11 protein-coding genes are annotated in these 21461 nt (G+C 69.4%); 6 read left to right on the forward strand and 5 right to left on the reverse strand.

Features of this window, described 5'->3' with window-relative positions; genetic code table 11:
* Positions 1-49: 49 nt before the first annotated feature.
* Genes ACGFJ7_RS19195 through ACGFJ7_RS19210 form a run of 4 tightly spaced genes read left to right on the forward strand, consistent with a single transcriptional unit; the run spans position 50 to position 4773 of the window.
* Positions 50-1060: an LLM class flavin-dependent oxidoreductase gene (locus tag ACGFJ7_RS19195; RefSeq protein WP_360250768.1), complete on the forward strand. Its 1011-nt coding sequence runs from the start codon at positions 50-52 to the stop codon at positions 1058-1060.
* On the forward strand, positions 1060-1731 hold the full coding sequence (locus ACGFJ7_RS19200) for an NAD(P)-binding domain-containing protein (RefSeq protein ID WP_360250771.1): 672 nt from the start codon (positions 1060-1062) through the stop codon (positions 1729-1731). Before ACGFJ7_RS19195 ends, ACGFJ7_RS19200 begins: the two co-directional genes overlap by 1 nt.
* A 32-nt stretch (positions 1732-1763) precedes the next feature.
* Positions 1764-2756: a substrate-binding domain-containing protein gene (locus ACGFJ7_RS19205; protein ID WP_360250774.1), complete on the forward strand. Its 993-nt coding sequence runs from the start codon at positions 1764-1766 to the stop codon at positions 2754-2756.
* Between the two features lie 52 nt (positions 2757-2808).
* Complete coding sequence (locus ACGFJ7_RS19210; protein ID WP_392642879.1) at positions 2809-4773, forward strand: right-handed parallel beta-helix repeat-containing protein; 1965 nt, start codon at positions 2809-2811, stop codon at positions 4771-4773.
* 33 nt (positions 4774-4806) lie between these two features.
* Here ACGFJ7_RS19210 and ACGFJ7_RS19215 read toward each other — a convergent pair whose 3' ends face one another.
* Positions 4807-6240 (reverse strand): diguanylate cyclase domain-containing protein, encoded by a 1434-nt coding sequence (locus tag ACGFJ7_RS19215; protein WP_392642880.1) that lies wholly within the window; start codon positions 6238-6240, stop codon positions 4807-4809.
* 129 nt (positions 6241-6369) lie between these two features.
* Here ACGFJ7_RS19215 and ACGFJ7_RS19220 point away from each other — a divergent pair, with 129 nt between their 5' ends.
* Both ACGFJ7_RS19220 and ACGFJ7_RS19225 read left to right on the forward strand, forming a co-directional pair.
* Positions 6370-7593 (forward strand): aminotransferase class I/II-fold pyridoxal phosphate-dependent enzyme, encoded by a 1224-nt coding sequence (locus tag ACGFJ7_RS19220; protein ID WP_392642881.1) that lies wholly within the window; start codon positions 6370-6372, stop codon positions 7591-7593.
* Between the two features lie 18 nt (positions 7594-7611).
* Positions 7612-8262, forward strand: a complete 651-nt coding sequence (locus ACGFJ7_RS19225) for a pentapeptide repeat-containing protein (RefSeq protein ID WP_392642882.1) — start codon at positions 7612-7614, stop codon at positions 8260-8262.
* Here ACGFJ7_RS19225 and ACGFJ7_RS19230 read toward each other — a convergent pair.
* The 4 genes from ACGFJ7_RS19230 to ACGFJ7_RS19245 all read right to left on the reverse strand — a co-directional run bounded on the left by ACGFJ7_RS19230 (position 8252) and on the right by ACGFJ7_RS19245 (position 21171).
* A complete protein-coding gene (locus tag ACGFJ7_RS19230) occupies positions 8252-8785 on the reverse strand; it encodes a DUF1269 domain-containing protein (RefSeq protein WP_360250789.1) in 534 nt (177 codons plus the stop codon). The two genes, ACGFJ7_RS19225 and ACGFJ7_RS19230, sit on opposite strands and share 11 nt — an antisense overlap.
* Positions 8786-8910: 125 nt before the next feature.
* Positions 8911-10542 (reverse strand): RICIN domain-containing protein, encoded by a 1632-nt coding sequence (locus ACGFJ7_RS19235; RefSeq protein WP_392642883.1) that lies wholly within the window; start codon positions 10540-10542, stop codon positions 8911-8913.
* 243 nt (positions 10543-10785) lie between these two features.
* The gene (locus tag ACGFJ7_RS19240) at positions 10786-11178 is read right to left on the reverse strand and encodes a hypothetical protein (RefSeq protein ID WP_360250795.1); all 393 of its coding nucleotides are present in this window, start codon (positions 11176-11178) and stop codon (positions 10786-10788) included.
* 27 nt (positions 11179-11205) lie between these two features.
* Positions 11206-21171 carry an RHS repeat-associated core domain-containing protein gene (locus ACGFJ7_RS19245; protein ID WP_392642884.1) on the reverse strand — a complete coding sequence of 3322 codons (9966 nt, stop codon included), beginning with the start codon at positions 21169-21171 and terminating at the stop codon, positions 11206-11208.
* Between the last annotated feature and the right edge of the window lie 290 nt (positions 21172-21461).

The following is a 21461-nucleotide window of genomic DNA, read 5'->3' on the forward strand; positions in this document are numbered from 1 at the left end:
ACGTGTCCAGCATAAGCGATTGACACGTCAATTATTCCTGGGAGCGGTCATGATCTTCGGTCTGGACAACTTCGGCGACGTACCCGCCGGGCTCACCCACGCGGCGGCGATCCGGCAGGTCGCCGACGAGGCCGTGATGGCCGACGAACTGGGCGTGGACGCCATCGCGCTCGGCGAGCACCACCGGCCCGAATACTCCATCTCCACCCCGGAGACGGTGCTCGCCGGCATCGCCGGCCGGACCGAGCGGATCAAGCTCGGCTCCGGCGTGACCGTGCTCAGCTCGGACGACCCGGTACGCGTGTTCCAGCGCTTCGCCACCGTCGACGCGCTCTCCAACGGCCGGGCCGAGGTCATCCTGGGCCGCGGCTCCTTCACCGAGTCGTTCCCGCTGTTCGGCTACGACCTGAGCGACTACGACGTGCTCTTCGAGGAGAAGCTCGACCTGTTCGTGAAGCTGCTCGACGAGAAGCCGGTGACCTGGAGCGGCACGACGCGGGCGCCGCTGGCCGACGCCGACGTCTTCCCCAAGACCGAGTCGGGCCGGCTGAGCACCTGGGTCGGTGTCGGCGGGTCGCCGCAGTCGGTCGTCCGTACGGCCAGGCACGGTCTTCCGCTCATGCTGGCCATCATCGGCGGGCAGCCGGAGCGCTTCGCCCCGTACGTCGACCTCTACCGGCGCGCGGCCGAGCAGCTCGGGACCGTGGCCCATCCGGTCGGCATGCACTCCCCCGGCTTCATCGCCGACACCGACGAGCTGGCCAAGGAGAAGTTCTACCCGTACTACAAGGAGCAGCGGGACCGGATCGGCGCCCTGCGCGGCTGGCCGCCCCTGCGCCGCGCGGAGTTCGACGCCGAGGTCGAGGGCGGTTCGCTGTACGTGGGATCGCCGGATACGGTTGCCCGCAAGATCGCCCGCGCGGTGACGGCCCTCGACGTCGGCCGCTTCGACCTGATCTACACGGTCGGGGCGCAGCCGGTGGAGGACCGTTCGCGCGCCGTCGAGCTGTACGGCTCGAAGGTCGTGCCCATGGTCCGCGACATGATTTCGGAGAAGTGATGACGACAGTAGGCATCCTCGGGGCCGGCAAGCTCGGTACGGTGCTGGCCCGGCTGGCCGTGGCGCACGGGTACGACGTGCTGGTGGCCGGCTCGGGCGACCCCGCGAAGATCTCGCTGATCGTTCAGATCATCACGCCGGGCGCGAAGGCCGTCAGCGCCGTCGAGGCGGCGAAAAAGGCCGACATCGTCATCCTGGCTCTGCCGCTCGGCAAGTACGAGACGCTGCCGGTGGAGGCGCTGCGCGGCAAGACCGTGATCGACGCCATGAACTACTGGTGGGAGGTGGACGGCCTCCGCGAGGACCTCACCGACCCGCGCACCTCCTCGAGCGAGATCGTGCAGGCGTTCCTGGCCGGCTCGCGCGTCGTGAAAGCCTTCAACCACATGGGCTACCACGACGTCGAGGGCGAGTCCCGTACGGCGGGTTCGCCCGGCCGGAAGGCGATCGCGCTCGCCGGCGACAACCCGTCGGCCGTGGCCGAGGTGGCCGGGTTCATCGACACGCTCGGCTTCGACCCGGTCGTGGCCGGGCTGCTGGCCGAGGGCGTACGGATGGAACCCGGAACCGAGCTCTTCGGGGCGAACACCGACGCCGGCGAGGTCAGGGCCATGCTGGCCCGCTTCGAGGAGTCCGAGAGAGGACGGGCGGTCGCCGACGCCCGGCGTTGACGGCGGCTTCGCAACGTTGCGATAGTTTTCGAATGAGCACAGACCAGCAACGGGCCACCCTGGCGGCGGTGGCCCGGGAGGCGCGCGTCTCGCTGTCCACCGTCTCCAAGGTGGTCAACGAGCGGACCGATGTGGCGCCCGAGACCCGGGCCCGCGTCGCGGCCCTGCTGAAACGGCACGGCTACGTGCGCCGGCAGCAGGCGGCGCCGGCCGGTGTCCGTAGCGTCGACCTGGTCTTCGACGGCATGGAGACGCCCAACAACCTCAAGATCCTCAAGGGCGCCATCGACGCCGCCGCCGAGGAGAACGTCGACGTGGTGGTGGGGCTGGCGCCGGCGCGCCCGCACAGCGCCCACCGCGCGGGCATCGTGCTGGTCACCTCGAGCATCACCGCCGAGCAGTGGCAGCATTTCACCCGGCGCGGCGTCCCGATCGTCACCATCGACCCGCACGACGTGCCGTCGGCGGAAGTTCCGAGCGTCGGCGCCACGAACTTCCAGGGCGGCATGGAGGCCACGGCCCACCTCACCGGGCTCGGTCACCGGCGCATCGCCTTCATCGAGGGGCCGCCCGAGCGCGGCGTCAGCATCGCCCGGCTGCACGGCTACCGGGCCGCGCTCTCGCAGGCCGGCGTCGAGCACGACCCGGGTCTGGTTCAGGCCGGCCCGTTCACCTTCGACGCGGGCTTCGCGGCCGGCACAGCACTGCTGAGCTCGGCGAACCGCCCCACCGCGATCTTCGCGTGCAACGACACCCTGGCCCTGGGCGCCATGGAGGCGGCCCGCACGCTCGGCTTGCGCATCCCCTCCGACGTCAGCGTGATCGGCTTCGACGACATGCCGGTGACGCAGTGGTCGGCGCCGCCGCTGACGACCGTACGGCAGCCGTTCTCCCAGATGGGCCGGGTCGCCATGCGGCGGCTGCTGCGCCTGGCCGCCGGCGAGCGGCTGGAGTCGCCGCGGATCGAGTTGGCGACCGAACTCATCGTTCGGAAGTCGACCTCGAAACTTTCGAGTATTGACTGAGAATATTTCGAAAAGTTACGTTGGGCCGGTCCTCCTTCATGAAAGGCCTGACATGACGCTCCTCCATGTGGCGACGACCGGATCCGATGACGCCGAGGGCTCCGAGAAGCAGCCTCTCCGGACCATCAACCGGGCCGCCGAGCTCGCCCGTCCCGGCGACACCGTGATCGTGCACGCCGGCGAGTACCGCGAGTGGGTCAAGCCCCGCCGCGGCGGCCTCAGCGACGCCCGGCGCATCACCTACACGGCCGCCGAGGGCGAGCACGTGGTGATCAAGGGCTCCGAGCGGATCACGAACTGGGTCAACGACGGCGGCCCGGTCTGGAAGGCCGAGGTGCCCAACTCACTCTTCGGAGAGTTCAATCCGTACGCCGAGGAAGTGGCGGGCGACTGGATCGTCTACCCGGCCGGCGCGCCCCACAAGCACCTGGGCGACGTCTACCTCAACGGTCTTTCGTTCTACGAGGCCGCCTCCCGCGCCGATCTCGACAACCCGCCGGCGCGCACCACCGTGCTCGACAACTGGACCGCCGTCGACGACACCGTCCGCAACGTCGAGCAGACCCAGCTCGTCTGGTTCGCGAGCGTCGATGCTGAGATCACCACGATCTGGGCGAACTTCCAGGGCGCCGACCCCAACGCCGAGGTGGCCGAGATCAACGTACGGCGGTCGGTCTTCTATCCCGACGTGCCGCACCTGAACTACATCACCGTGCGCGGCTTCGAGCTGGCCCAGGCCGCCACCCCGTGGACCCCGCCGACCGCCGACCAGCCCGGCCTGATCGGCCCGAACTGGGCCAAGGGCTGGATCATCGAGGACAACGTCATCCACGACGCCAAGACCTCGGCCGTCTCGCTCGGCAAGGAGGCCTCCACCGGCCACAACTACGCCACCGAGCGCCGCGACAAGCCCGGGTACCAGTACCAGCTCGAGTCGGTGTTCTCGGCCCGGCAGATCGGCTGGGACAAGGAGCACATCGGCTCGCACGTGGTGCGCCGCAACACCATCTTCGACTGCGGGCAGAACGGCATCGTCGGCCACCTCGGCTGCGTCTTCTCGACCATCGAGGACAACCACATCTACAACATCGCGCTCAAGCGCGAGTACTACGGCTACGAGATCGGCGGCATCAAGCTGCACGCCGCGATCGACGTGCAGATCCGGCACAACCGCATCCACGACACGTCGCTCGGCATCTGGCTCGACTGGCAGACCCAGGGCACCCGGGTCAGCCGCAACGTGTTCTACGACAACAACCGTGACCTGTTCATCGAGGTCAGCCACGGTCCCTTCCTGGTCGACCACAACGTGCTGGCCTCCAAGGCGTCGTACGAGTCGTTCAGCCAGGGCGGCGCGTTCGTCGGCAACCTGTTCGCCGGCACCGTGCGCCTCGAGGCGGTCATGGACCGGGCCACGCCGTACCACGTCCCGCACAGCACCCAGGTGGCCGGATACGCGTACATCCGCGGCGGCGACGACCGCTACGTCGGCAACATCTTCCTCGGCGGTGACCTCGAGAAGGCGTACGGGCACGGCGGGGACGGTGAGGCGGCCCCGTCGTACGGCCTGGCCGGTTACGACGAGCATCCGGCGTCGTTCGCCGAGTACCTTCAGCGGATCGAGGAGCAGCCGCCGGGCGACCACCAGCGGTACCTCGACGTGCTTCAGGCCGTGTACGCGAAGGGCAACGTGTACGCGAGCGGCGCGCGGCCGTTCGCGGGCGAGACCGACCCGCACGTCATCGGCGACGCGACCGTCCGCGTGGTCACCGACGGCGACGAGGTCTACCTCGAGACCGACCTGCCGGCCGACTTCGACCAGGCGGCGTTCGTGACGGTCGGCGGTGGCGACTTCGAGCGCGTCCGCTTCGCCGACGCCGACTTCGAGGAGCCGGACGGCACCCCGGCCGTCATCGACGTCGACCTGACCGGCGCCCGGCGCCCGTCCGGTTCGGCGGCCGCGGCCGGCCCGGTGTCGGCGCTGGCCTCCGGCACCGCCCGTACCCGCATCTGGTGATGTCATCGGCCCGGGAGCTCCGGCTCCCGGGCCTCATGCGGCGCGGTGGACGCGGTTGCGGCCGCCGGCTTTGGCGGCGTACATGGCCGAGTCGGCTCGGCGGAGTTCGCCGTCCGGGTCGGCGCCGGTGGCGGCGGTGATCACGCCGATGCTGGCGCCGATGTAGACCGGGCGGGCCGGGGTGTCGAACGGCTCGGCCAGCGCGGCCAGGATGCGGGCCGCCACCTTGTCGGCCGTGGCGTCGTCGGTCCAGGGCAGGATCACCGCGAACTCGTCGCCGCCGAGTCGGGCCACCACGTCGCCGGCCCGGATGACGCCGTTGACGCGTTCGGCCACCGCCACCAGCACCGCGTCGCCCGCCTCGTGGCCGAACGTGTCGTTCACCGGCTTGAAGCCGTCCAGGTCGATGTAGAGCAGCGCGGTCGGCCCGACCGAGTCGTGCAGCGCCGACCCCCAGCGGTCGTGGAAGCGGCGCCGGTTGGCCAGCCCGGTGAGCTGGTCGGTCGTGGCCTGCTCCTCGACCTGGCGCAGCGCGCCCGACAGCAGCCGCACCAGGCCGTCCAGCCGGGCGATGACCAGCAGGAACAGGACCACGCTGCCGACCACGATCACCGGCACGTCGATCGTGCGGTCGGTCAGCCACTGGATGGCCAGCACCGCGGGGGCGGTCAGGCTCGCCACCGCCAGCCCGATCACCCGCAGGCGCGGGGCCGCCTCCTGACCGGCCGGCGGGCTCGGGCGGGACAGCGCGGCCGCCGACGGGTGCAGGGCCGCCGCCCCGCCCAGCGCCTGCATGGCCAGCCAGCCCAGGTCGACGAGGCCGCCCGGCTGGTAGGCGCCCGTCAGGCCGAGCACGGTGTACGAGGTGTCGGCCACCAACAGCGCCAGGATGCTCCCGACGAACAGGAAGAACGCCGGCGGCCGGTCGCCACGCCCGGTGACCAGGCGGGCCAGCACGGCCAGCACCAGCAGGTCGCCGGCCGGGTAGGCCAGCGACACCGCCCGCTCGGTCAGGCTGAGCGTGTCGTCCCGGACGTACGGAACGATCAGGAAGACCCAGGCCAGCATGGCCGCGCCGGTCGAGAGGACCAGCGCGTCGAGCAGCCCCGGCCGGTCCTTGCCGGGCCGGCGGGAGCGCACCAGGCCGACCACCGCGATCGCCAGCAGCGCCGCGAAGCCCAGATAGAACGCGTCGGCCGGCCCCGGGAACACCTCGCCACCGGTGACGAAGACCTGGATCCAGTAGACGAGCTCGCCCAGCGCGAACAGGGCCCGGGCGGCCGCCATGAGATACCAGGGCCAGCGCACGGCCGGCCGGTGGACGCGGACGCCGACCAGGATCGCCACCGCCGAGGACAGCCCCAGCGCGCTGACCAGGACGGTCTGCACGGCTTCGACCGGCACGAGGTAGTAGACGGCCGCGACCACCGCCGACACCGCCAGGTAGACCTTCCAGGCCCTCGTCACGTCGGGGACATCGGCCGCCGGGGCGGGCCCTTGAGCCGAGTGTCGGTCAGACGTTTTCAGGTTGATCGACGATCACCCGGGTAGGTGCGAAAGTGATCAGAAATGCGAAAGGGGTTCACAGTGCCGGCAGTGACACACGACATCGAGGACCTTCGTCGGAACAGCCGCATGTACGACGCCGTGATCGAGGAGATCGACGGTCGCCGCATCCGGATCGGCCACGACTGGCTGGTCGACTGGGCGTCCTGCAACTACCTCGGCTTCGACCTCGACGAGGAGGTCATCCAGGCCGTCGAGCCCCAGCTGCGCCGCTGGGGCACCCACCCGAGCTGGTCGCGCATGCTGGGCAGCCCGCAGATCTACCCGGACCTCGAGGAGCGCCTGACCGAACTGCTCGGCGCCGAGGACGTGCTCCTGCTGCCGACCATCTCGCAGATCCACCTGGGTGTCATCCCGGCGCTGATCGGCCAGGGCACCGTCATCATGGAGAGCCGCGCCCACCGCACCATCTACGACGGCTGCGTCTTCGCCCGCGGCCAGGGCGCGACCATGAGACGGTTCCGCAGCGGCGACGTCGAGGAGCTCACCCGCCTGCTCCAGGAGGCCACCGCCCGCCCGGTCATGGTCTGCATGGACGGCGTCAACAGCATGACCGGCGACATTCCCGACCTGCGCGTCTACGCCGAGCTGTGCCGGGAGTACGACGCCACGCTGTACGTCGACGACGCGCACGGCATGGGCGTGATCGGCGAGCGCGGCACCGAGGAGACCTCGCCGTACGGCATGCGCGGCAACGCGATCGTCAGGCACTTCGGCGAGACGTACGACAATGTCATCCTGGTCGGCGGCTTCTCCAAGGCGTACTCCTCGCTGCTGGCCTTTCTCGCCCTGCCGACGGCGGTGAAGAACCGGCTCAAGGTGGCCGCGCCGACCTATCTCTACTCCGGGCCCTCGCCGGTGGCCTCGCTGGCCACGGTCTGGGCCGGTCTCGACGTCAACGAGAAGCGCGGCGACGACCTGCGCGGTCACCTCTACCGACTCACCCATCAACTGCTTTCCCATGTACGGGGTATGGGCGTGCACACTCTCAACGTCGACGACACCCCGGTCGTCGAGATTCCCATCTCGCCCGAGCACGACCTGATCGCCGTCTCGGAACGGCTGTGGGCCGCCGGCCAGTACGTGACCCTCGCCCCGTATCCCGGCGTTCCGCGCGACGAGATCGGCTTCCGGGTGCAGCTCACCGCCGCTCACACGACGGAACAGGTCGCCGATCTGAATCGGGTGCTGACCGAATTAGCACAGGACGGCGCGCTCCGTCCGGCCCTCCCGCAGCAGCGCCGCCACGCCTGACACGGCAGGATGCGGGGCATGCCGGTGATTCACGACCTCAGTTCCCTGCCGTACGCGGCCTACCTGCGGCCGCTGGACGAGGAGCTCGGCCACGACGGCGACCACAGCGAGATCCACCTGGACGCCGTCGAGCTGGACGAGGTCGCGGCCGCCGGCTCCCGCTTCTCGGAGAGCGCGATGACCGCGGTCACCTTCACCGGCGGCACCTACGACCAGGTGCGCCTGGACGACGTGTGGCTGTCCCGGTGCCGCTGGATCGGCGGGACCTGGGGAGAGGCCCAGCTGCTCGACACCACGATCCTGGACAGTGCCATCGCCGGCGTCCAGGCCTACGGCTCCCAGTGGCGCCGGGTGACCGTCCAGGGCGGCAAAATCGACAGCCTGAACCTGCGCGGCGCCCGGCTCCAGGACGTCGAGTTCCGCGACTGCGACCTGTCGGAGGTCGACTTCGGCGGCGCCACCCTGATCAACGTGACGTTCCCGGGCTCGGCCGTCCGCCGGGCCCGGTTCGACAAGGTGACCGTGAAGAAGCTCGACTTCCGCGGCGCCCGGGAACTCGACGTGGCCCAGGGCTGGGACGCCCTGCGCGGCGCCGTCATCGACCACGACCAGCTGGCCGAGGCCGCCCCCGCGCTGGCCCAGGTCCTGGGCATCGTCGTCAGGGGTTAGCGGCCGCCTTGGCGTCCTGCTCGATCTCGGCGGTGTCGGCCTTGAGCTGCCGGGACTCGACCTTCTCGGCGTTCTTCAGGGCCCGCTCCACCTTGGCGCCCATGTCCGAGACGGCCACCACCACGAGACCGGCCTGGCCCTCGTCGAGGTGTTCGCCGAGTTCCTTCAGGTCGGACCGGCTCATCCCGGCCGCCGCGTGCCCGGCCAGCGCCCCCAGCACGGCCCCGCCACCGGTGGTGGCGGCCAGCAGCCCGCCCCCGATCGCCGCGAACGGGAAGAGCGCCACGACGAGCCCGGTCGCCAGCCCGAGCCCGCCGCCCAGCACCCCGCCGACCCGCGTCGGCGTCTCATGCCGCTTCACGATCTTCGACTTGCCGTCGGCCCGCCGCTCGATGACCGCCGCGTCGTACGCGTCGATCAGATCGGCCTCCCGGTGCAGCTGTTTGACCACGGCGTAGTCCGCCTCGGCCTGCGCCACCGTGGGATATACACCGACGTACACCATGAACGTATCGACGGCCATCGCCTTCTCCTTCCGGGGTGGTCCCGCCCTAGACGGTGGCGGGACGGCCCCCGGAAATCCTCATCCGCCCGGGATGACGTCAGGGGACGTCACCGGCGGCCGGCCGGCGACGTCCCCCTCGGCTTTCAGTCCACCGGCGCCTTCGGGAGGCGGTGCTCGGTGAACGCCGGCCCCGCGCCGGAGGCGGCGCGCGCCGCGACCCGGCCGGTCGAGATGCCGTCGGCCAGCACCATGTACGGCTGGTTGTTGGCGTCCCGGGCGGCGTAGCCCCACGTGGTGCCGGCGCTGTTCTTGAAGGTCACGATCGTCGGGTCGACGGCCAGCGGGGTCGACGACGCGAGCTGCCAACTGCCCCAGGTGTCACTGCCCACGGCGGTCTCGGCCAGCGCCGACACGGTGCCGTCGGTGGTACGCACCACGATGACCATGCGGCTCGACTTCGGGTCCAGCACGATCGCCGGCGATCCGGCCGCGGCCACGTCCGGCAAGGCGTTCCACTCGGCCTCGAACGTGCCGTCGGCCTTCTGCACCTTGGTCACGAGCGTGCCGTCGGCCGTGCGCATGACGATCCGGTCGCGGTAGCCGGGAAGCACCAGGACCGCCGGGGTGCCGGTCAGCCCGGACCCGCCGAGGCTGGTCCAGTCGCCGAGCTTGCCGTCGGCGTACAGGGCGGTCTGCAACGCGCCCGAGGTGTTCAGAGCGAAGACCCGAAGACCGGTCTGGGTCACCGCCACCGCCGGCTCACCGGCGAGGTTCGTCCCGCCGATGTACCGCCAGCCGCCGTACGGGGTGTGGGTGCCGTCCTGAACCAGATGCCACAGCTGACCGTTGACGATCTCGAAGTCGACGATCCGGCCGTCGGCCAGCCGCCCGGCGATCGGCTGCGACGGGGCGGTGCCACCGACGTCCTGCCCGTCGTAGAAGCTGTCCTTGTCCTTGGCCGTCTGCGTGCTGATGAACAGGTCACCGTCGCTGGCCTGCCGGGCCGCGACCTGCACCCTCCCGTCGGGCTGCTGGGTGATCGTCGGGTGGTTGGTGAACAGCTTCAGGCTCGACGTCGTGGTCCAGGTGAGCCCGTTGAAGTTGTCCGGGTCGGCCTGGTAGCCACGGACGAGCAGACCCCGGTTGTTGACATAGCCGTAGACCAGCGCCCCGACCACATTGGCGGTCCCGGCCTGGGCCACAGCCACGGGCGTGTTCTGAACGACGGGAAGGTCCGCCGCCAGCGACGCCGTAACGGCCGGCGGGAACGAGAACTGGTCGTTCAGCGCCGTCGGCCCCTGGCAGTTGTAGAGAACCACGGGCGTCTTGGGGTCGGTCAGCCCGGTCTTGACGTTCAGGCACTTACCACTCTGCACCGACACGATGTGATACGTGGTCTTGCCGTCCACCGGCTCGAAACGCCACAGGTTGTTGGTGGCGGTCGCGCTGCACGTGTACTGGTGGATCGGCGTGTTGAGGTCGGTGGCGCCCTTGTAGACGTTCAGGCACTTGTTGTCATAGACCACAACGATCTGGAACGTGCCACCGGACTGCGGAACCACCCGCATCGGGCTCTTCGCATCGGAACACGAGTACTGCCCAATCTCGGCGTCGTTGTCCGTCACCCCACCCAGCACGTTCAGGCACAGGTTGGAGTGCGCCGCCTTGATAGTAGTCCCCACCGCAGGCGTAACAGCCGCCTGCGCGACCTGCGGCACGACGCCGACGGTCGCCGCCGTGGCGACCACCGCCACGGCGACAGCTCGGAGCGCCACGAACAGGCGTCCGCGTTTCGTACTTGACACTGCTTTCCTCTCACGAACATGAAGGGGACGCCATGGGGTGACATCCCCGTACATCGGCCGAATCCTCAGTCGGCCGAGGGTCTCGAAAGGTGGTGCTCGGTGAAGCCGGGGCTGCCTTCGCTGCCGCCGATTTGGCGGCCTGGGTCAGCGTCGGCATGTCCACCGTTACGACGAACGGCCGACAACACTCGACCAGCAGCCGAAAGCGATAGTCTATTCGTCTTTCACTCGATCGAAGCCGAATAGGTACCTGTTCTTCTCTTTGTCAAAACCTTCGACTATCTCGCGCCGCGGTAGCCCGAGCTCCTGCTCAGCCCATCGAATTACTGCAACCTCGAGTCCTTCGGCTTGGAAATCGGCCTCATTGTAGGAGATGTCTTCGATCGTCACCAGAGCCTTTGCACCACCCAGCGCTTGAACGATCTCATCCCCAACGGCCGACAATCCTCTTCTGACGTGTCTTTTCAGATTCTCCGGGAGTGATTCCGTCGCGCCCGCGAAGCGAACATCAACGAAACCGTTCCCGCCCTGAGTCGAGGCACGCCCCGCTTGAGGCACGACGCTTGCGGTTATTGAAATCCTGATACCCCAGGCTGACTTGATCAAGCGATAGAGATACGTGCTTGACACGGGCTAGCCTCCGAAGTCCAGAAGATGGAACACCTTGGATGAGAAGTAGTGTTCCGTCCCACGCGCCGTAGGCCGGGAAATGTAGTCTAGTCCGTGCCCTGCATCGCCGTCCCAGAGCAAGCTGTTCTGTTCCATAAATGCGGTTGCTTCGTCGTCTGACATCGACCCAAGATGCGCCTGCTTCAAACCCGCGAGATCATCATTTTTGACCGAGAAGGAAAGAATGCTGGCTCCGGGCTTGTTAGCTGCATACGCTTCAGCTTCCGCGCGCGATCCCCAGGAATATACTCCGGGCCCAAAATGGGCACGATCCGGTTCCGTCGGGAACGGCTTGCCACCGTTAGTGGTCAGGCGGGCAGCGTCTTCTGGACTTTGGACAGTGTGAAACTCCGTTGTTCCGCAATTGTGTACCAGCACCGGCGTTGTGCCGGCCAACACGTAATACGTGTGAAGACCGTCGACCGTGAGGTTGTGGACCTCCTTGTGTTCGGCCTTCCATGCCTTCGTCGCCGTTACCTGGACGTAGGTGCCGGCGCCCGTTTGGAGCAGGGTGCCCGGCTTGAGGTCGGCCGCGTTGACCCACTGGTGCAGGTCGGCGGCCCAGAACGGGTGGCCGTCGGTGGCGTCGATGGTGGCCGTCTTGGAGCCCTTCGAGCCGTCCACGTCGACGGTCAGGGTCACCATGTTCTTCACGCCGACGCCTGTGATCAGGGCGGTGACCGCGCGGACAGCCGTCTTGCCGGTGGTGGGGTCGGTGGCGACGACCTTGTCGCCGATCCGCACGTCCTCGATCCGCTTTGTCTTGCCGTTCGCCATCAGGACCGCTGTTCCCGCGGCGAAGCTGTTGCAGCTTTCGCCCCGGGCCGAGGAGCGGGCACTGGCGCCGGTCGTCTCCACCGCCTCACGGCTGGCGGAGCCGGCCGAGCGGTTGGCCAGGGCCTTGCCGACCACGCCGCCGATCTGGCGGTCGCCCAGGGAACGCAAGCCGCTCGTGAAGGCCGAGCTGCCCGCCTGGGCGGCGCCCTTGAGGCCGCTGTCGATGGCGCCCCGGACCGCGCCCGTGATGGCGGAGCCGCCGATCTCGGACAGGGGGCCCAGGACCGCGCCGATCGCGGCGCCCTTCAGGGCGTCGGCGGCCATCTCCTTCCAGCCCTTGCCGCCGTCGACCAGGTCGGTGACCAGGGAGCCGACCGCGCCCGCGGCGCCGGCGCAGGCCACCGCGCCGATGCCGGTGACGCCGATGGCCACGCCGCAGCCGATGCCGACCACCGCGCCGGCCAGGCCGCCGATGATTTCGCCCTTGTGGTCGACGATCCAGTCGCCGGCGTTGGACAGGCCGGAGATCGTCGCGTCGGCCGCCGTGTGGTAGAGGTCCGCGGCCGCCTGGCCGAAGTCCTGGACCACGTTGGTGAAGCTCTGCAGGACCTTCGGCAGGTGGCCGAGCGAAACCGTGATCTTCAGGCTCTTCAGCTGGCTGGTCACCATCGCGCCGATGCGCTTCAGCGACACGTGCTGCACGGCGCTCTTGATGCTCGCCTTGGCCTGCGTCATGACGTGCACGCTCGCCCGGTAGGCGGCCTGCGCCTTCTGCTTCGCCACGTTGTACGCGTGCTGAAGCGAGGGTTTGATCGTGTTGTTCCAGGTGCTGACCGCCGCCTGTTTGGCCGAGCTCAGCGCGTGGGACACCTTCGTGGAGACGTAGTGGTACGCCCGCTCGATGTGCGACGCCGCGGAGACCGCCTGGTCGACCAGCCAGTTACCGGCCCGGACCGCGCCGTGGTAGAGGTCCTTCGCGACCTGGACGCCCCCGTGGTACAGGGACTTCGCGGTGTTGACGACCCCGTGGTAGACGGCCTTGGCGGGCTTGACGATGACCGTGTCGATCACCTTGTGGCACCAGCCGCAGGACGGCCAGTTTCCGCTCGGGTCGTTGTTCGCCATCGGGTCGCCGGCCGCGTACGTGTACTTGTTGGCCAGGATCGAGGCGCCACTGCTGTAGCTGGCGCTGTCGCGGGACGTGAACGTGCCGGTGCCGGGCTGGTACCAGCGGGCGCCCATGTCGACCTGGCCGGTGTCCGGGTCGGTCCAGTCGCCCTGGAAGCCGACGTTGGACGCGGTTCCGCTCTGCGCGACCCGGTTGCCGAACGGGTCGTACTCGGTGGAGCTGTCCAGCGAGGTGAGAGAGCCGTCGGCGTCGAAGGCGCCGACCACGTCGTCGTGTTGGTCGGAGACGGTGAGCTTGATGTTGTCGGGACTCTCGGCGACCGAGAGCAGTTCCCCGCCGGGGCCACGGCCGTACTTCTCCATGGTGTCCCCGATGGGATCGGGGCCGGTTCCGGAGTAGGTGATGAGCGCGCCGTTGCGGTTGATCATGCGGTCGAGGCCGTCGTACACGTACGTCTGGCCCTGCGAACTGACCATCCGGTCGAAGGCGTCGAACGAATACTGGTCGGTCAGGCCGGAGCTGGTCCGCGAGGCGAGGGTGCCGCGCGGCGTGTAGGTGTACGTGTAGTCGCCGTCGCTGAGCAGGCGGTTGCGCTCGTCGTACGTCGCGGTCTTGGCGCCGGCCCTGACGCGGTTGCCGGAGTCGTCCCAGGCGTACGCCACCGTGCCGGCGCTCGACGTCCACGAGGTGAGCCGGTCGGCGTCGTCGTAGCCGTAGGTGTTGCTGCCGGCCCCGGCCGTGCCGGTGGTGTCCTTGCCGATCACCCGGTCGGCCAGGTCGTATTTGTAGGTGATGGAGGAGACGGCGCTGCCGTCGCTGTTCTTGAGGGTGTCGGTGGTGAGCCGGTCGAGATCGTCGTACCCGAACTTCCGGACCCGCCCGGCGCCGTAGTCCACGCCCGACAGCGCGCCCGCGGCGTCGTACGACATCGTCTGCGGCACGCCGGAGACGCCGTCCCGGACGGTGGTGATGCGGCCCTTCTGATATCCGAAGGTGGCCGTGCCCGCGGCGTCGGTGCGGCTGGTGAGCTGGCCCTCGTCGTCGTAGGTGTACGAGGCCTTGCCCGACACCCCGTCGACCGAGAGCAGGTCGCCCCGGTCGTCGTAGCCGAAGGTGTTGGCCGAGCCGCCGGCCCCGGTGGTGACGGCGGTGGTGCGGCCCTCCGCGTCGTAGCTGTAGCCGCGGCTCACCGCGGCCGTCCCGCCGCCGCTGCCCTGTTCGGCGGTCAGCCGTCCGGCCGCGTCGTAGGAGCGGCTACGGACGACCCCGCCCGGAGCGGTCAGCGTGGTCGGGTCGCCGTTGAGGTCGTAGGCGACGGTCCAGGTGCGGTCGCTCGCCGCGGGCTGGGCCGTGGTGGCGGGCTCGACGACGCTCTCGGGCAGGCCGAGGCTGTTCGTCGTGTAGTACGTGGCCAGTCCGCGCCCGTCGGTGTAGCGCGTGCGGTTGCCGGCCGCGTCGTATCCCCAGCTGGTGGTGATCGTCGCGGTGGCGCTCTTCGGCTCGACCTGCCGGATCAGCTGGCCGAGGTTGTCGTAGGCGAAGGTGGTGGTCTTCTTCAGGGCATCGGTACGGCTGGTGACGTTGCCGCTCTCGTCGTAGCCGAACGTCTCCCGGCGCAGCTCGTTCCCGTCCGGGCCGAGGTTGATCTGCGCGACCATCGAGCCGAACGCGTTGTAGTCGAGCCGGGTGGTGCGGCCGGCGGCGTCGGTCTCGCGCACCTTGTTGCCGAAACCGTCGTAGCCGCTGGTCCTGGTCACCCCGGCCGGGTCGCGAACGGTGAGCAGGTCACCGGCCTTGTCGTAGGTCATCGTGGTGACCAGCCCGGTCGGCGAGGTCACCTTCACCGCGTTGCTGGCGTCGTCGTACGTGGTGGTGGTCGTCAGCGCCCGCTCGGCCGGCTTGCGCTCGAACGTCGTCGAGGTGACCGGGCGGTCCAGGTCGTCGTAGGTGGCCTGGACCCGGATCCCGGTCGGGGTCGTGGTGGAGAGCATCTTGCCGGTACGGGTGTAGGTGTACCGCGTGACCAGCCGCTCGTCGTCGGTGGCGCCCGGCATGTCCTTCTGAGTCAGCCGGTTGAGCCGGTCGTACGTGTACTTCGTGATGTGCTGCTTGGCGTCGGTCGACTCGATGACGTTGCCGAGCGCGTCGTACTTCGTCTTCAGGACTCCCGAGGCCGCGGTGCTGGGCGCACCCGGCGCCGTGTATCGCGGTCCCTCGACCGACACGGGCCGGCCCATCCGGTCGTACGTGGAGCGGGTGATGTTGCCGAGCTCGTCCTTGACGGCGACCGGTTCGCCGAAGGCGTTGTAGCCGGTGGTGACGGTCGGGTTCGCCGTCTGAGCCGCGTTCCCACCGCTCTCCACCGAGACGGCGGGAGCGATCGCGGCGATCTGGTCGCCGTTCTCGTCGTACTTGTAAGTGGTCGTGAAGGCGGCCGCGTCGGCGCCGGCCGCGTTGCCCCGCGGATCGGTCTGGCTGAGGGTGAGACCCCGCTGGTCGTACGTGTACGAGGTGGTACGCGACGCCGTACCGTCGAGCACCTTCTCCTGGCTCAGCCGGCCCTTGGCGTCGTAGACGTTGCTCGTCACGTTCGTGGCGGTGGCGACCACGGGCCACGGCACGTTCACCGCGTTGCCCGACGTCGTCGTCCGGACCACGTTGCCGAGCAGGTCGTACCCGAACGTGGTGACCCGGTTGAGGCCGCCCGGGTCCAGGGTCGACGACTGCGTACGCCCCAGCTTGTCGATCACGTTGGTGCTGACCTGGGTGCCGTTCGCGGTCGTCTGCCGGGTCACGTTGCCGGCGGCGTCATAGGTGTACTGCTCCATGACGTAGTCGCGGGTGCTGCCGTCCGGGTCGTGGAAGTTCTTGAGCACGGCCTTGGAGAGCAGATCGTCGCCGAGGTACGTGTACTCGATGCGCCGGCCCATCGAGTCGATCTGCGCGGCCATGCGGCCGCCGTAGTCGTACGCGTAGGAGTTGACGACGATGTACCCGAGCTTCGAGTCCTGGCCCGGTCCGCCGTCGGGGTCGCCCTTCCAGTCGTACAGGCGGACCTCGGACAGCTGGTTGCGCGCGGTGTAGGCGTACTCGTAATGGTTGCCGTTGCCGTCGACCACCGAGACGCGGTTGCCGAACCGGTCCCAGCCCTCGGTCTGCTCGTCGCCCTCCGGGTTCACCGTGCGCGTCTGGTGGTTGTGCTCGTCGTACTCGACGGTGGTGACCCGGTCGGCCTCGTTCGCGTCCAGCGCGTCCTTGACCGAGGTGCGCACCACGTTGCCGTCGACGTCGTACGTCGTGGTGGTGACCGCCTGGTGACGGGTGCCGTCGACGGCGTTGACGGTGACCGGTCCGGTGACGACGGTCGGCCGGCCGACATTGTCGTACGCGAACTGGGTGACGACGCCGCTCGGATAGCTGTCCGAGATCTCCTTCTCCTGGGTCTTGCGGCCCAGGGCGTCGTACGTGGTCTGGGTCAGCATGCCCGAGGGCCACGTCACCTGGGCCAGGTCGCCGGCCGCGGTGTAGTCGTAGCGGGTGACCTTGCCGGCGGCGTCGGTCGACGTGCGGATCAGGCCGGTCGGCAGGGTGTCGGTCGCGCTGCCGAAGGCGAACTCGCTGCCGTTGGTGTACGTGGTCGCGGTGACACCGCTGTCCGGGCCGGTCTCGCTGGTGACGTCGCCGCTGGTGTTGTACGCGGTGATGGTCCGGTAGGTGTTGTCGGTCGCGCTGCTCGACCGCGGGTCGCGCACCTCGACCGGCAGGTCGTTACGGGGATCGAGCGGGTTCGCGGTGTTCGGGCTGGTGTAGGACGTGTACGTGGTCTGGCAGTCGGACGGCCCGCGACAGGTCTTACGGGAGGCGACGTTGCCCCGGCTGTCGAAGGTCATCGTGACGACGTTGCCGTTCTCGTCGATGACCTGGTTCTGCCGGCCCTGGGCGTCGTACTGGAACGACCGCACGACCGAGCCGTTGAGCGGGTGCTCGTCGAAGATCGGACCGCCGGCGTCACCGGGAATGACGGTGCAGAACCGCGGATCGCCGGGGTCGGGCGTGGTGCAGACCTCGGACGGGGTGGGCGTCGGCGTCGGCGTGGGCAGCGGCTGGTCGGCGGGCCTGGTGCTGATGCCCAGCGGGGACGCGGAGCGCAGCAGCCGGCCGGCCAGGGCGTCGTACTCGTACAGGTAGGGGTTGTCGGCCGGGTCCAGCACCTGAACCGTGCGGCGCAGGTCGGTGTCCCCGCCGTGGACGACCGGCTTGCCGATCTTCCAGGTGCCGCCGTTGCCGTCGGTGTACTCGGCGATCCGGTCGGCCACGGAGTCGTACGTCATCTCGGCCGCGGTCTTGCCGCTGGGCAGGGTGATGGCCGTCAGCTGGCCCGCCTTGGCCGCCCCGGCGCTGTAGTGCGCCTTGACGCTCTGGTCGCTGAGCGGGTGCCCGTAGACGGCGATCTCGTCGAGCCCGCCCTGGAAGAACCGCTTCGCGGTGCTGCCCCAGCTCGGCCAGGCGGTCGGCGTGGTCGCCCATCCCGCGCCGGCCTGGTTGAAGGTGAGCAGGCTCTGATCCAGGACGCCGTCGGTGGCGGCCTTCGTGCCCTTCTTCACGCCGTCCACGTACAGGGTCTGCACGTCGGCCGCGACGGAGAGCACGACGTGGTGCCACTTGCCGTCCCGCAGGTCGGCGCCGCCGTCGATCGGCTTCGGCGTGGTGGCGGTCGTCTTGAACTGGCCGCGGACATGCCCGTCGGTGCCGACGTAGAGCAGCGGAACTCCGGTCGCGGGCGTGGTGCCGAGCGCGGTGTCCTGATAGCCGAGCAGCGGGCCACCGCTCTGCACGGCCGAGACTGTGAACCACAGTTCCACGGCGGTGTCCCGGCCGCGCTTGACGACACCCTTCGGCAGTTCGGCCACCGAGGTCGTGCCGTTGAACTGAGCTGCGGTGTCGTCACCGCCGGCCAGCGCGCCCGGCTGCTCGAGGGTCACGTTGGCCAGAGTGCCGGCGTCCTTGCCCAGGTTGTTCGGGACGTCGCTGGCGGCGGCGGTGGCGCCGGCCTTCTCCCCCAGGCGCCAGTACGAATCCGGGCCGCTGTCGGTCACGCTGCTGCGATAGTGCGAGCCGTCGGCGTACGAGTACGTGGTGCAGGCCTGGCCCTCCGGCGCGCACACCTTGGTCAGCCGGTCCCCGTCGTACGTGTACGTCCAGGTCAGGGCGGAGCCGTTCACCGGGTCGGTGGCGACGCTCTGCACGTGCGTCCCGGCGGTGTTCCAGGTGAGCGTGAGCGCCCGCAGGGCCTTGGTGGCGCTGGGCGCCCGCTTCGTCTGCAGCTTGGTCAGGCGGCCGGTCTGCGAGTCGTAGACGAACTCCAGCACCCGGGAGTACTTGTCGGTGATCGAGGCGATCCGGCCGTCGCCGCCGCGGAAGGTGTAGGTCGTGTTCGCCTGGTCCTTCAGGACGTACGTGCTGGACGCGATCGACAGCTGGCCGGTACGGCCGAGCGGGGCCGCGAACGTGCCGTCACTGTTACGGCCGTAGCGGACCTGCTGCCCGTCGGGGTACGTGATCAGCGCGTTGCCGGACCCGTCGGCGTCCAGGGCCACCCGCATGTCCAGTTCGGACATCCAGCCCGCGCCGAAGGCGAGGTCGGCCCGCGGGTCCAGGCTGTTGTAGGTGCGCAGGATGCTCAGGTCGGGGCCGGCCGACGCCTCGGTGGCGTCCACCGCGCTGGTGCTGTAGTTGCCCAGGTCCGGGTCGAAGTCCTTGTCACCCGAGCCGTACGGCGCGTTCGCGACCCGCGACGTGATCTCCGGCTGCGGTACGACGGTGGTCAGCGTGGCGTAGTCGCCGGCGACCTCGGTGGTGTTGTCCTTGACGAACGCCCGCCAGACGTACGGCTTGCTCCAGGCCAGCTTGCCGGCCGGAACGGTGAAGGACTGCTTGGTCTGGTACGCGGTCTGGGTGCACCCGGTCGGGTTGGCCGACGCGTCCACCGCGCAGTACTCGAACTTGTACTGCAGCGTCTGCTTCGGAGGCGCGTCGAGGTCCACGCCCTGCGCCCACAGCTGCGGCGTCAGGTTGGGCGACTCGTAGCCGTTCGGCGGGTAGACCCCGCCCAGCGCCGGCGGGATGTTACGAACCTCGAGCGCGATCCGCGCCGGTGGCACCAGCTCGTCGGTGAAGACCCGCCCCGAGGTGGTCGCCATGCTGAAGTCGAGGATGTACGAGCCGATCGGCAGCGCCTTGATGGTCGCGTCCAGCGTCGTGGAGGAGCCGCGCGCGACAGTGCCCGGCAGCGTGGCGGCCACGTACTGGCCGATCTTGGCCTGGGTCTTCGCGTTGTAGAGCCGGTACACGAGCTGGAAGCCACTGGGCGTCCAGTCCATCGCGCTCTTGTTGGTCACCGTGACCTTGACCTTGCCGGCCTGGTTCTGCAGAACCGCCGGCTTCGGCGTCGGGCTCGGCACGGAGTACTTCGCGTTGTACGGGGTGTGGGTGACGTACAGGGTCGGCGGGTTCGCGCTCCCCGTACCGGCGATGGTCTTCCAGGCGCTCTCGTCGCTGACCGCCGCGCGGAACGAGATGCCGTTGTTGGCCTTGCCGTCGACCCAGCCCTGCACCAGGTCGCGGCCCTTCGTGCCCAGGTCGAGCACGGTGCCGGTGACCGGACAGGCCGAGCTGGACTGTCCGAGGCCGACGTAGCCCTGAGCGAACGAGGCGGAGGCGAGGGCGCCGCCGACCGACGGGCCCGGGTAGCTGGTGTGGTCGTTCGCGGTCCACGACCCGGTCACCGGGTAGACGCCGAGGGCGCGGGGCTTGCAGGACGGCGCGTCGAACGCGGCGAAGCTGAGCTGCGCGCTGAAGATGGTCTCGTGGGCGAGCGACGAGACAAGCCCGCCGAACTTGACGTACGAGGCGGAGTTGACTCCGTTCTTGCGGCCGACGGACAGATCGCCGCCGCCGTGCGACGTGCCGCCCTGGACTATGAGGCTCTCGGTGACGGAGCCGTTGCCGAGCACCGGCGGATCGAGCCGTACCGGAAACGCCCGGCCGGCGGCGCGCAGCCACGCCGCGTCGGCGTCGACGGCCAGCGCGGGACGGCCGTCGCGGCTGGTCAGCCGGTAGGAGACACCGCTGGAGACCGCGCCCTCGGCGTCGACCAGATATCCGGCCGGGATGGTGGCCACGGTGGTCTTCTTGGCGTCGCGCAGCAGAACCTGGCCGTTCTCGACCGCCGCGGTCAGACCTGACAGCTGGAGCGGGAAAACGAAGCCGGTGGGGGCGTCCGCCGAACCGAGAACGAGAGTTTCCTTGACGCCGCCGGGCTGGGCACGGAGTTCGACGTCGACATCGGGCCAGACGCCCGGATAGGTGGCGGTGTCACCGGCAACCTTGCCGGCGACGGCGGCGGCACCGGCCGCGCCGTAGGCGAGGACCCCGCCACCGGGGAAGGTCACCCGCACGAGCTCGGAAGCGTCGGCGCGGGCGGCCAGTTTCAGATCGACCGAGTCGGCGCCGCGCCGCCATCCCCCATCGGGATCCGCGGTCAGCTTCGAGTCGATCGGCGCCCAGCTGCCGTCGGGCTTGCGGTAGTTCAGGGGAGCCGCGGAGAACTCGGTCGTCTCGGTGCCGTCCGGATTGCGGTACGCCCGTTCATGAGGCCCCCGGCGTGTGGCTATCTCCGGCCCGGCGCCCGGCCCGAACCGTTTCGCCTGCCCCTGAGGCGCGGTCATCACGCGGGCGGCGTTGGCCGGGAGCGTAGGCGCCTTGACCGGCGGGTACTTCGAACGCTCCGACGTGGGCCGCACGGTGTTGCGGCGCCCGGCGACCACCGGGTCGAGCCCCGCGGCGTCGCCCCAGCGCTGCTCCGGGGCCTTGTCGGAGCCGGCGGGCGTCTCCACTGCCACGAGTCGCGGGTGGAGCTGGACGGCGGTCGTGCCCTGCTCCCCCGCCCACGCGCCGATGAGCAGCACCAGGAACGCGGCGAAGGCCAGCCGTCCCTTGTGGAAGAGCTGCCGTTTCGCGCGCACACGCCTGTTCCGACGGCCAGACACTGAGAAACCCCCGCATGCCGCCTGAGCGACGCTTGTCCATGATTCGATCCGAGCGACGAGACGGTAGGCGCTGACCAACAAGCTGATCAACCAACGAAGCGGGAAATTACCGACCGTTGCGCAGCTCCGGGGTTAATCCGGTCACCCGGCACGCTTCCGCCACAGTCCTGAACTGGGCCGACATCCGACCCGAAACACCGAGTACAGAGCCTTGTTATATATCTCACAGTTACTCACAGCACACGTTTAGTAGTCGCACGTGAGCC

This window comes from Actinoplanes sp. NPDC048988 (assembly GCF_043197815.1).
GTDB lineage: Bacteria > Actinomycetota > Actinomycetes > Mycobacteriales > Micromonosporaceae > Actinoplanes.

Bases quoted from the DNA above. Each gene is read 5' to 3' on its own strand.
- ACGFJ7_RS19195 (WP_360250768.1), top strand. From the start codon at position 50: ATGATCTTCGGTCTGGACAACTTCGGCGACGTACCCGCCGGGCTCACC.
- ACGFJ7_RS19200 (WP_360250771.1), top strand. From the start codon at position 1,060: ATGACGACAGTAGGCATCCTCGGGGCCGGCAAGCTCGGTACGGTGCTG.
- ACGFJ7_RS19205 (WP_360250774.1), top strand. From the start codon at position 1,764: ATGAGCACAGACCAGCAACGGGCCACCCTGGCGGCGGTGGCCCGGGAG.
- ACGFJ7_RS19210 (WP_392642879.1), top strand. From the start codon at position 2,809: ATGACGCTCCTCCATGTGGCGACGACCGGATCCGATGACGCCGAGGGC.
- ACGFJ7_RS19225 (WP_392642882.1), top strand. From the start codon at position 7,612: ATGCCGGTGATTCACGACCTCAGTTCCCTGCCGTACGCGGCCTACCTG.
- ACGFJ7_RS19230 (WP_360250789.1), bottom strand. From the start codon at position 8,785: ATGGCCGTCGATACGTTCATGGTGTACGTCGGTGTATATCCCACGGTG.